Origin of the sequence: Dokdonia sp. R86516, assembly GCF_044596715.1 — a bacterium.
Lineage (GTDB): Bacteria > Bacteroidota > Bacteroidia > Flavobacteriales > Flavobacteriaceae > Dokdonia.
In genome coordinates this window covers 46,534-57,500 of the sequence record NZ_CP138998.1, presented here as the reverse complement: position 1 = coordinate 57,500, position 10,967 = coordinate 46,534, and the positions used below count along the sequence as shown (strand labels likewise).

Genomic DNA, 10,967 nt, shown 5'->3' with positions numbered 1-10,967 from the left:
CCGTCGAGAAGAGAATGTAAGACCTAATGTTGATACAAAACATCCAGACTTGCGTCTCAATGTGCATATACAAGACAACTGGTGTACATTATCATTAGATAGTAGTGGAGCTTCACTTCACCATAGAGGTTATCGTACGGCTACAAATATTGCTCCTATCAATGAAGCACTTGCTGCAGGTTTAATAATGATGAGTGGATGGTATGGGCAGTCGGATTTTCTTGACCCAATGTGTGGTTCTGGTACCATGTGTATAGAAGCGGCAATGATAGCTTGTAATGTTCCTGCAAATCTTAATAGAAAAGAGTTTGCTTTTGAAAAATGGGGTGATTGGGATGTAGATCTGTTTGAACTTATAGAAGCCTCTGCTCTTAAGAGAGTTAAAGATTTTAGATATACCATCACGGGATATGATAAGGCACCTTCAGCAGTAGAAAAAGCAAGAGAGAATGTTAAAAATGCTCAACTATCAGATTTTGTTACTATAAAAGAAGAAAATTTCTTTAGGACAAAAAAGGATGGGAATGACTTCTTGCAAATGGTATTTAACCCACCATATGGTGAACGTTTACCAATTGAGATGGAAGAATTTTATAAAGAAATAGGCGACACCCTAAAATCTGGATATCCTGGATCTCACGCATGGATGATTACATCAAATATGGAATCACTAAAACATGTTGGTCTAAGACCTAGTAGGAAAATTAAATGTTTTAACGGTAGCTTAGAGAGTAGACTCGTTAAGTACGAAATGTATGAAGGAAGTAAAAAAGGGAAATACCTAAATAGGGAAGAATAACAAGTACTTTTTCGCGAAAGCGTAATAATTACTTTTTAAAAATAGGAATTAAATACGATAGTGTATATCCATATCCTACGCCTATTGGAGTACCTTCTGTAAGTTCTCCGAACCCTGGAATATATAAATTTGAGTAGCCTTCTGGATCTTTAGTAGTTATTGTTCTTTTTAATTGTGCATTTACTCCTAGATAAATATTACTAAATAATTCTACCTCCAAGCCTACTTTGAGTTCAAGCCAGGTAGCATTTAGCCCCTTGAATTCTTGACTTAAATTTCTCGTGTCGTCACCAAATACAGGGTTAGTTGTGTAAATGGTATAGCTCTCTAATTCTTGACTAAAACTAGAAAAACCAGCTCTAACCCCTGCGTAGATGAGATTGTTCATCCCAAACCAGTTTTCATAAGTATTATAATTGAAACCCGCTTTTATGTAACTACCGCTCGTGGTATTTTCTAGATTAGCAAGATCTGAGCTCCAAGTTTCGTTTCCTATCTCGGCGGCGAGATAGTAATTTTTTTTGAGTCTAAAATCTGCAACGAGTTCCAGGCCTTTATAATTGTCGTCAAGAAATGATCTAATAGGTTTTGAAATATCTACTCCTACACGCAAACCATAATAGTCTGTAGGTGCAGTAATAGAATCATTAGTAGTGATTTCTTTAGTCGTTTCTTGAGCTCGTACAGAACTAGTGAAGAAAGCAAGAATTACACTAGTGAAAAATACTAATATGTGCTTCAGTCTGATCATTTACTGTTGGGTTTTCAATATCTATATTCTGTATCCATGCTCCATCTTGTAGTGGATCAATTGTATTTTGTAAATCATCATATACTACTCTAAAGCCACATGCTTTATTTACAAACTCATCTGTGACAGTGTAAGTGAATGTTAAATCATCAGTATTGGGTTCTTCATCATCATCTTCGGCGGTATTGATTGTAAATGAGTACGTTGTGAGTTCGGCATTTGTGCGTAAAGGGATCTCTATGCTCTCTAAGTTTACAAGTGCTATTACTTCGTTTATCTCTTGATCAATAATGGTTGTGACCGTTAGATTATTTGGAGCTTTTAATAGTGATGGGTTATTTACATCATAAAAATCAATAATAAGTAATGGAGTAGTGGGCGTAGTTTCTGCACAGATATCATCTCGTTCGCAAGAACTCTGCCCTAGACTGGCACTTATTATCAAAATTAAAAGTAGCTTTCTCATTTTATCTCTTTTCAAGTAATACCACGTTCTCTACATGATGAGTTTGAGGGAACATGTCTACAGGTTGCACTTTTATAACCTTATATGTTTCATCTAATAACGCAAGATCGCGAGCTTGTGTTGCACTGTTACAACTTACGTAGACTACTTTTTGTGGAGATATATTAATTATTTGCTGCACTACATCTGCGTGCATACCATCTCTAGGTGGATCTGTGATAATAATATCTGGAACGCCGTGAGTATTTATAAATTCTGTATTAAACACTTTCTTCATGTCACCTACAAAAAACTCAGTATTCTCTATACCATTGAGCTTTGCATTTTCCTTAGCTGCTTCAATGGCATCTGGGACAGCTTCTACACCAATCACTTTTCTAGCTTTCTTTGCTACAAACTGAGCAATAGTACCAGTTCCAGTATATAAGTCATACACTAGTTCATTACCTGTAAGTCCAGCAAAGTCTCGTGTGATTTTGTATAACTCATAAGCTTGTTTTGAATTAGTCTGATAAAATGATTTGGCATTAATTTTAAACTTGAGCCCTTCCATTTCTTCAAAAATATGATCTCTTCCAGAGAAACAAATTACTTCCTGATCGTAAATCGTGTCGTTTCCTTTACTATTTATAACATATAAAAGCGAGGTGATTTCTGGCCAAGTTTCTTTAATATAGTTTAGTAGTAATTCTCTATTCTCCGTTTCTTCCTTAAAGAATTGAACAAGAACCATTAACTCACCATTAGATGATGTGCGTATCATTAATGTACGAAGGAGTCCATCTTGATTACGTGCATTATAAAATGCCATATTATTTGCAGTTGCAAATTCTTTTATTCCATTACGTATGGCATTACTAGGGTCGCGCTGTAAATGACATTTATCAATATCAAGTATTTTATCCCACATCCCAGCGATATGAAAGCCTAGGGCATTTCTATCTTCAATAACTTCATCACTTTTTATTTGTTCAAGTGTAAGCCATTTTGAGTCGGAAAAACCAAACTCCATCTTATTGCGGTAAAAGTATTGCTCTGAGCTTCCAGCAATAGGAGTAAGTTCAGGAAGTTCAATTTTACCTAAGCGTTTAAGGTTATTTTCTACCTCTTGCTGTTTGTATTCTAATTGGAATTTATAATCCATGTGTTGCCACTTACAGCCACCACATGCATCAAAATGTTCACATTGGGGTTGAGTACGCTTTCGCGAAAGCGTTAATACCTCTATTGCAGTTCCTTCATAATAAGCTTTACGCTTTTTTGTAGTTTGTACGTTTACAACATCTCCAGGTACAGCATTATTGATGAAAATTACTTTTCCATCTGGTGCGTGACCGATAGCTTTACCTTTTGCACCTGCATCTGTTACACTAATATTTTCAAAAACCTGTCTGTTTTGTTTACGTCTTCCCATAGGCGCAAAAGTAGGGCTTATATCAAAACCTTAATTGATTAAAAGCAGTTTTTTATAAAGCACTTTCTATTCGGTAAGAAGAAAACCTATGTTATAGAAATGGCCAAAAAAAAAGGCTACTTTAATTAAAAAGTAGCCTTAGCAATAATGCGATTAATATTTAATCAATTTTATTGTCAAACTTATTTAAGATTTTCTTCATATGTTGACCTGCAGCTTCACGTCCACCTAGTCCAAAACTTAATACTATTGTGAGTGCTATAGTACCTAATGTAAGGCCAAAAGCAAGGTTAATGATTTCATCTGCAATACCCATTGTATTAAGGCCTATTGCAAGAAAAATAGCAATAATAGCCATGCGCACAATAGATGCTAAAAAAGCGTTTTCTTTTACAGCCATGTTTTTATATACGATACTAGCAATCCAATTACCAATCACTAAAATCACTAGACCAAAGAGGATCTTACCTCCATAAACATTTACTGTCGCCAGTATCTCTGAAAGTTGGCTAAATTCAAGTTTTTCTACGGCTGTTGTAATACCAAATAATACAATGAAAAAATAAACAATGTTACCTATAAGGTTTACCACATTCACATTTCCAACCATCTTATCTAATTGTATTTTTTGAAGTGTAGCATTCATATTCATACCATTAAGAATATCCTTTATAAGGCCACTTAAGAAACGTGCACCTATGGTAAATGCAATGAGTATGATCGCTGCCGTTGCAATTTTTGGAATAGCTTGCATAAAGCTCGATAGCATTTCTGTAGCAGGTATAGAAATAGCGTCCATTCCTAAAATGTTGAGAGCAACTATAAGTAATGGAATGAAAATAAAGATAAATACAATCTTCTTTAAAATGTTTACAACATCAATCTTGGTTGAAATTTTTAATTTTGGAAGAAATTTACGAATGGTGTCACCAGACATTCCAACAAATTCTGCGATGATAGTAGCAAGCATATAACCTATGTAACCTACAAGACCTGCACCTACAATTTTAGGTATGAATCCTAGAAAATCATCAAGCATATTTTTAAGAGGATCAAGAGCAGATGTAAGTCCTAATCTCCCTAGTACAAGTGTGAATACAAATATCATCACAAGTAAGTACACTAGTTTAGATATAAATTTTGAAAGTGTAATATTATCACTTTTAAGCTTGTCGTCTAGCCCACTTTTTTTAATGATTTTTGCAGTTAGTTTTTTGAGTAATTTTGCTATAAAAATACCAACTATAAGCAGTAGTATTGCAATAAGCGCATTAATTAGATAATCACCGCTAGTTAAGTTTCTTAGTAAATCGTTGAGATAGTCCATTTTGATTAATTATTTTAGTTTTTTCAAAAGTAAACTGCTTATAAGTGAGGACTACAATATGTTACTTACTAAGTGTTTGTATCGATTAAGCGCTAGGTTTTTCCGTTGTAATGCATTAATTTAAGCAAAAACGATTTATGAGGTTGATTTCTTACCTCTTGCTTCGAGCACAAATTAGGAATTGTAGATTACTATCTTTAAAATATTATTATTATGGCCACTGTTGATCAACTTTCTTCACAAGAGGCAATTGCACTAGAAGACAAGCATGGAGCACACAATTATCACCCACTTCCTGTGGTTTTAAGTAAGGGAGAAGGCGTTTATGTGTGGGACGTAGAAGGAAAAAAATACTACGACTTTCTATCTGCTTATTCTGCTGTAAACCAGGGACACTGTCACCCACGCATTGTAAATGCAATGACAGAACAAGCAAAAACTCTTACACTAACGTCTCGTGCGTTTTACAATGATACTCTAGGCCCGTACGAAAAATACGCTACAGAGTATTTTGACTTTGATAAGCTATTACCTATGAATACTGGAGCAGAGGCTGTGGAGACAGCTATAAAGCTTGCGCGAAAATGGGCTTACGAGAAGAAAGGAGTTGCAGAACACGATGCTCAGATTATTGTTTGTGAAAATAACTTTCACGGTAGAACAACTACTATAATATCTTTTTCTAATGATGAAGGTGCTCGTAAAAACTTTGGGCCATATACTCCAGGATTTATTAAAATACCATACGATGATGTTGATGCGCTAGAAAATGCCCTTAAGTCACATAAAAACATTGCAGGTTTTCTAGTAGAACCTATTCAAGGTGAGGCGGGTGTATATACTCCGGCAGATGATTATATGCGCAAAGCGCAAGCTTTATGTAATGAGCATGAGGTACTTTTTATAGCAGACGAAATTCAAACAGGAATTGCAAGAACTGGAGGACTACTTGCAGTATGTGGTAATTGTTCTTGTGAGTCTCACTGTGAGAAGCAACAAGATACCTATGCACAGCCTGATATTTTAATATTAGGAAAGGCGCTTTCTGGTGGTGCTTATCCAGTATCTGCCGTGCTTGCAAATGATCATATTATGGAGGTTATAAAGCCAGGGCAGCATGGTTCTACCTTTGGCGGAAACCCAATTGCTGGAGCGGTAGCGACGGCAGCATTAGAAGTTGTGAAGGATGAGCATTTAATACAAAACGCTCGTAAACTAGGAGCAATATTTCGTGAGAAGATGCAAGCTTTTGTAGACACTAGTAATATTGCAACTTTAGTACGCGGTCGAGGTTTATTAAATGCTGTTGTAATTAACGATACAGAAGATAGTTCAACAGCTTGGGATATATGTATGGCGCTGCGCGATAACGGACTTCTTGCCAAACCAACCCATGGTAACATTATTCGTTTTGCACCACCATTAGTGATGACAGAAGAGCAGCTTATTGAGTGTACTGATATTATTATCAAGACACTTAAGCAATTTGAAAAATAAATTTCTCTAATTATAAAATGAAAAGCCGTTAGGATTATTGATCCTAACGGCTTTTTTGTTTTCATCGTTTAGCAAAAAAAAACACGTCGTTAGACGTGTTTTTTATATCAGTAACCTGAAATATTACTATGATGCCATTCCAGCTTGCTCCATTTGTTGTTGTTGCCATTCTTGCATACCTTCCATTCCTCCGAACATAACAAGCATTACAACTATCATTAATAGTGTCAGCACACCTAAAACTAAACCAATAATAGCGATAATTCTTGCAGTTTTAAGCTGTCCATAATTATCGTAACTATCAGGAGATAGTAGATAAGTTTTTTTGTCTTTGTTTGCTAAAAATAACCCTATTCCAGACAGTAGAATTCCTCCTATTCCCCATGAAAAACAACAGGCGATGAATGATACAATCCCTAATACTAGAGATATGGTTACGTTAGGCAGTTTACGATTTTCCATTTTAATGTTTGATGTTTAGTTAATTGATTAGTTAGTCATTTTTATTGTATAGCTAATGATGATAGTAGCGACTGTCAATATAGCTAAAAATATCACACCTTTGTTTGCAAATTTTAAATTTGTAAACTGATTAAGCACTAAAAAACCCAGCAAAGCTATCAATGGATAGATTGCTGGGTACATGTAAAATGCTTCTATAAACTCTCCTTTAAAAAGAAGAGAAATTGACCTTTGAATACCGCATCCCATACATTCAAATCCTAAATATTTCTTATTCAGGCAGGGCAACATGTATTCATCCATAGGTGTCTTTTAATTTACGATACTAATTTTACGACCTTTTGTGAGGCCATCACGAGTTGTAAATTTAACCACATATATTCCTGTTGCCAAGTTTCTTGTAGGGAAAGTATATTCACTCTGGCCACCTAGGTTTACTTCATTAAAAATCTTTTTTCCAGATAAATCGAAAAGTGATACATCCTCAACCACAATATTGTTTGGGTTGTAAATTTCAAGTTGGTTATTAGTATTGTTTTGGATGATAGTAAATGATTCAAGAACACTTTCTTCAATAAATGGATCTTGCTCGTTAACAGCTATGTCAATAGTTTCATTTTCTACATTTGTGTCTTCTGCGGTTTCTTCTTCTGTTGATTCTTCATCTTCAGTTGTTTCCTCATCCTCTGGTGCTTCTGAAGATGCAAAGCGAATGAAGAAGCGATCATCATATACTCCATCTTCGAGCATCATAAGTACTTCCTCGCCAAGAATAGAGTGATATGTTTCGGTTTCCATGTCAACTAAGAAAACATCGTTGTACTCAAAGGCTTCTGTATAGTGTACGGCAAATTTAAATTCTGTAGGTCCAGAAGCTTTTATAGATAAAGGAATCCATTGGTATTCATCTTTTGGAACGGCATTGATTACGTAGTTGCTTTTGCCATCAATAATGAAACCTACATCAGTGCCAATCTCGCTTAGTGTCTGCGCATCCATTGCGGTATCATAACCTTCGGTCGCTGCGTCGAGAAAGGCAATACTCATTTCTCTAGAGTAGGTGTCATTTATGCCAGCATAAAATTTAATGTGTGAAGGCTTTTTAAGATCGTTTATATTTTCATAATAATTTGCAACACCATGAGCAGATACAATAGCAGTATTATCTTTATTAGATTTTTGAGCAGATCTAAAATCAGAATTAGTTCCTTCTCGTACGAATACTCTTTGATCGTTGCTGAAAGTAATATCTTCTGGTACAGCACCATTCATATCTTGGTCAGTTGCTCCAGTTACCATAAAACCTTGTCCTACAGGAGAGAACCTTCGGTCATAAGACAATGATGTTCCATCCGTATCTGCTGTTCCTGTAGACTCTCCGGTAATGTCATATGTCAAAAACGTCGCATTCACGTATATACCATCTCCGTCTATTACTCCCATTGGAGAATAGGTCCCATAACCTCCTTTGTAATCTACTAGGTAATGAGAAAGAGCTAGTGGGTCGCTATCCCAGAAATATGCAGTACCAGTAGTAACTCTCTTTCTATCTATAGTCTTATTGATTACTTCTCCAGTATATGGTGATGTATATGAGTATGCATATGAATTTGGTTCACTTTCTCCTCTCGAGTTTTTAATTAAAAAGTGATTTAGATCTAAAGCCGATGGGTATGGATTTCCTACTTGCGTTTGCTGATCAGTACCAACAGCAATTTGAATATCGCCACTATTAGGACGTCCTCTAAAATCATAACGTTGTGAATCCCCAGGATTGTTCTCTGGTTGACCAACTTCAGTTGCTATTGTTGTATTATCTGTACCGGCAATACCTTTCATTGTGAAACCGTATCCTGGCTCTAATGTTGCAGTATTAGTAATATGTACCCAATCCCCGTAATTTACTCCAGACTTGAAAGCCCATATCCAGTAGCTCGCAATGTTGAGAGCTCCAGCATTTTGGTTACCATCATAACCTCCTATTGCAAACGCAGGGTTACTGAGTGTAACAGTTGTTGGTTTAAATAATACTTGGGCTGCAGAGTTGGTGCTTTTAAATGCAAATGGACCATTACCTTCACCTCTTGCTGGTTCTGAGAAACCATTAGCACCTTCAACTCGTGATAAGCCCACAGGTGATCCCCAGACATTGTAATCAAAGTTGTTTACAGTTCCTTCTTGGTATATAGAGATTTCACCAGTTCCCTTGTTGTTTCTACTTATACTTCCTTGTCCTTGTAAAATTTGAGCATTATTTCTTAAAAGAATATTAGGTATCCCATTATCTGTAGTCGCTGTGAGGCTTCTATTAGATTCTAATTCAACATCATTTTCAACATAAATAAAAGTATCGTTAACAAACACATAAGAGGCTGTGTTTGTATCCGTAGGCTTTACAAAAAGTTGTGCTTGAGCAGAGAATCCTAGGGTAAGTGCCGCTACAAGAAGTAGATTTTTCATAATTTAAACTTTACACGTAGTTATAACTTGGGGTCAAACTTAATCAAATGTAGATAGGCCGAAGTATGTAGTATGCTTTTATGCTTACTTTTCGATACATTGTATATTTTTACCGACTAAAAACCTTTTCTATTTGTAAAATTATGAAATTAGGAGATCAAGTGCAAGCGTTAGACGATGATTTTGAGGGTGTTGTAGTTAATGTTGAAAACGGACAAGTTTCGGTAGAAGATGAGGATGGATTTATATCCTATTTTCGCGAAAGCGAGCTTATACCTGCAGTGTCTAAAAGTATGAGAGCTGCCCTTTCTGTAGTACCGGATTCTGTGATTTCAGAAAAAGAAGAGGCAAAGAAAAAGAAAGCGACAAGGGTGAATCCCAAAGAACGTAACGCTCCAATGTTTGAGGTGGATCTGCATATTCACAAATTAGTAGATAGACAGCGTGGTATGAGTAATTATGAGATTCTGACCATCCAACTCGATACGGCATCTAGGCAACTAGAATTTGCTATTAAAAAGCGTATTCCTAAGATGGTTTTTATCCATGGAGTGGGAGAAGGAGTGCTTCGTGAGGAGCTATACACACTACTTCGTAGGTATGATAATCTTAGATTTTATGATGCAGATTTTCAAAAATATGGGGTAGGAGCAACCGAAGTTTACATTTATCAAAATGCAACCCCTAATTAATTGTAGGTGTGACCGTGACAGATACATCACTAGCCGAGTATGTGCCTAGTAACTGTAATGTCTCATCTCGCAACTCCTCCTGATTAACCGGATTTACAAGTACTGTATTTGTAATCGTGATATCAAGTGTCAAATCTGTGATAAAGTACTCGTTTTCACGATAGATATTCACTATAGTTTCTACAGCAATATCAGGATTTAGGTAATCTGGAACGGTAGGAGCGTTAAGATCAGATTTATCATTGTTTGGGTTTAAATCACTATTTAAATCTTCATTTCTTGTAAGGATGCCATCACCATCATCGTCATCATCCAGATAATCTGGAATGCCATCGCCGTCAGAATCACGAGCCATTAAAATTGTATTTCCTTCTATAGTAAAGTCTGTTCCTAATTCTAAAAGAGTGGGAACATTATCTCCGTCATCATCAAAATCTAAGTAATCAAGGATTCCGTCAAGATCTGTATCTACTAATAGTGTTGGGTCCTCCACTTCTGTAGGTATAGAATCTGCATCACTCTCTGTGCCACTAGAAAATATTTCTACCAGACCATCTGTACTGATAAATTCTTCTTGTACCACAGGGCTTGTAGGTGGTATCGCATTACAAAAATAGTCACTTGGATCTCCATTAAATACACGGTATGAGTATTGGTCTGTGCCAGAAAGTAATATAGAATACGAAGTATTTACTTCTGTAAATATAGGTTCGCCTGTCTCAAATTGTAAAGCAAGCGCCTCATTAGTACTCGACTTAGTCTTATAAAACACATAGTTAGTAACATCATTTACATTTTCACATCGTTGTAACTCAACATCGTCAAAATCTAATTCTGTAACAATAACGTCGCCATCATCACACGATGGAATCAAAAATATAAGAGCAAGTAAAAGCGTGAGCTTTTTCATAGATATAATGTTTAATGCAAAAATAGGACAAAGTGTTTGAAATATGCTTTCGCGAAAATGTTATTTACTTTCTAAAAAGCAGCTATTAGAATGATCGTTTAACTCTACAATTTCTAATGATCAAATAGACACCTATCGACCAGTCCCGAGTTATTTTGGTTATTTTTGTGCTAAAATCCCTAATGAATA

General features: G+C 35.8%; 11 protein-coding genes (1 of these 11 running past the window's edge). 3 read left to right on the top strand and 8 right to left on the bottom strand.

The genetic code is table 11. From position 1 onward, the window contains the following. Positions 1-799, top strand: the 3' portion of a protein-coding gene (locus SJY23_RS00265; RefSeq protein ID WP_396598087.1) for a class I SAM-dependent RNA methyltransferase. It extends 350 nt beyond the left edge of the window; 799 of the gene's 1,149 nt are visible here — the last part of the coding sequence; the start codon falls outside the window, past its left edge; its stop codon occupies positions 797-799. Positions 800-827: 28 nt separating this feature from the next. Here the strand turns inward: SJY23_RS00265 and SJY23_RS00260 are convergent, their stop codons facing one another. The 4 genes from SJY23_RS00260 to SJY23_RS00245 all read right to left on the bottom strand — a co-directional run bounded on the left by SJY23_RS00260 (position 828) and on the right by SJY23_RS00245 (position 4,757). Then, positions 828-1,550 (bottom strand): DUF6048 family protein, encoded by a 723-nt coding sequence (locus tag SJY23_RS00260; protein ID WP_396597018.1) that lies wholly within the window; start codon positions 1,548-1,550, stop codon positions 828-830. Further along, positions 1,513-2,016, bottom strand: a complete 504-nt coding sequence (locus tag SJY23_RS00255) for a DUF6452 family protein (RefSeq protein WP_396597017.1) — start codon at positions 2,014-2,016, stop codon at positions 1,513-1,515. The genes SJY23_RS00260 and SJY23_RS00255 overlap by 38 nt, the downstream gene beginning before the upstream one ends. Before the next feature lies 1 nt (position 2,017). Beyond that, the gene (gene rlmD / locus SJY23_RS00250) at positions 2,018-3,430 is read right to left on the bottom strand and encodes a 23S rRNA (uracil(1939)-C(5))-methyltransferase RlmD (protein WP_396597016.1); all 1,413 of its coding nucleotides are present in this window, start codon (positions 3,428-3,430) and stop codon (positions 2,018-2,020) included. Positions 3,431-3,590: 160 nt separating this feature from the next. Further along, positions 3,591-4,757 (bottom strand): mechanosensitive ion channel, encoded by a 1,167-nt coding sequence (locus SJY23_RS00245; RefSeq protein ID WP_035336298.1) that lies wholly within the window; start codon positions 4,755-4,757, stop codon positions 3,591-3,593. A 213-nt stretch (positions 4,758-4,970) separates the two neighbouring features. Between SJY23_RS00245 and rocD the strand changes: the two genes are divergently transcribed. After that, on the top strand, positions 4,971-6,254 hold the full coding sequence (gene rocD, locus SJY23_RS00240; protein WP_396597015.1) for an ornithine--oxo-acid transaminase: 1,284 nt from the start codon (positions 4,971-4,973) through the stop codon (positions 6,252-6,254). Positions 6,255-6,380: 126 nt separating this feature from the next. On the opposite strand, the gene SJY23_RS00235 is transcribed toward rocD, so the two are convergent. Genes SJY23_RS00235 through SJY23_RS00225 form a run of 3 tightly spaced genes read right to left on the bottom strand, consistent with a single transcriptional unit; the run spans position 6,381 to position 9,176 of the window. After that, positions 6,381-6,716 carry a CCC motif membrane protein gene (locus SJY23_RS00235; RefSeq protein ID WP_035336300.1) on the bottom strand — a complete coding sequence of 112 codons (336 nt, stop codon included), beginning with the start codon at positions 6,714-6,716 and terminating at the stop codon, positions 6,381-6,383. A gap of 27 nt (positions 6,717-6,743) precedes the next feature. After that, positions 6,744-7,019, bottom strand: a complete 276-nt coding sequence (locus SJY23_RS00230; RefSeq protein ID WP_035336301.1) for a DUF2752 domain-containing protein — start codon at positions 7,017-7,019, stop codon at positions 6,744-6,746. A 9-nt stretch (positions 7,020-7,028) separates the two neighbouring features. Beyond that, positions 7,029-9,176, bottom strand: coding sequence for a T9SS type A sorting domain-containing protein (locus SJY23_RS00225; protein WP_396597014.1), 2,148 nt, complete (start codon positions 9,174-9,176; stop codon positions 7,029-7,031). A 143-nt stretch (positions 9,177-9,319) separates the two neighbouring features. Between SJY23_RS00225 and SJY23_RS00220 the strand changes: the two genes are divergently transcribed. Next, positions 9,320-9,868 (top strand): Smr/MutS family protein, encoded by a 549-nt coding sequence (locus tag SJY23_RS00220; protein WP_396597013.1) that lies wholly within the window; start codon positions 9,320-9,322, stop codon positions 9,866-9,868. Here SJY23_RS00220 and SJY23_RS00215 read toward each other — a convergent pair. Then, positions 9,861-10,778, bottom strand: a complete 918-nt coding sequence (locus SJY23_RS00215; protein WP_396597012.1) for a hypothetical protein — start codon at positions 10,776-10,778, stop codon at positions 9,861-9,863. The two genes, SJY23_RS00220 and SJY23_RS00215, sit on opposite strands and share 8 nt — an antisense overlap. Between the last annotated feature and the right edge of the window lie 189 nt (positions 10,779-10,967).

What these genes read in the sequence shown, in the direction of transcription:
- SJY23_RS00260 (WP_396597018.1), bottom strand. Translation starts at nt 1,550, where the DNA reads ATGATCAGACTGAAGCACATATTAGTATTTTTCACTAGTGTAATTCTT.
- SJY23_RS00255 (WP_396597017.1), bottom strand. Translation starts at nt 2,016, where the DNA reads ATGAGAAAGCTACTTTTAATTTTGATAATAAGTGCCAGTCTAGGGCAG.
- rlmD (WP_396597016.1), bottom strand. Translation starts at nt 3,430, where the DNA reads ATGGGAAGACGTAAACAAAACAGACAGGTTTTTGAAAATATTAGTGTA.
- SJY23_RS00245 (WP_035336298.1), bottom strand. Translation starts at nt 4,757, where the DNA reads ATGGACTATCTCAACGATTTACTAAGAAACTTAACTAGCGGTGATTAT.
- rocD (WP_396597015.1), top strand. Translation starts at nt 4,971, where the DNA reads ATGGCCACTGTTGATCAACTTTCTTCACAAGAGGCAATTGCACTAGAA.
- SJY23_RS00235 (WP_035336300.1), bottom strand. Translation starts at nt 6,716, where the DNA reads ATGGAAAATCGTAAACTGCCTAACGTAACCATATCTCTAGTATTAGGG.
- SJY23_RS00230 (WP_035336301.1), bottom strand. Translation starts at nt 7,019, where the DNA reads ATGGATGAATACATGTTGCCCTGCCTGAATAAGAAATATTTAGGATTT.
- SJY23_RS00225 (WP_396597014.1), bottom strand. Translation starts at nt 9,176, where the DNA reads ATGAAAAATCTACTTCTTGTAGCGGCACTTACCCTAGGATTCTCTGCT.
- SJY23_RS00220 (WP_396597013.1), top strand. Translation starts at nt 9,320, where the DNA reads ATGAAATTAGGAGATCAAGTGCAAGCGTTAGACGATGATTTTGAGGGT.
- SJY23_RS00215 (WP_396597012.1), bottom strand. Translation starts at nt 10,778, where the DNA reads ATGAAAAAGCTCACGCTTTTACTTGCTCTTATATTTTTGATTCCATCG.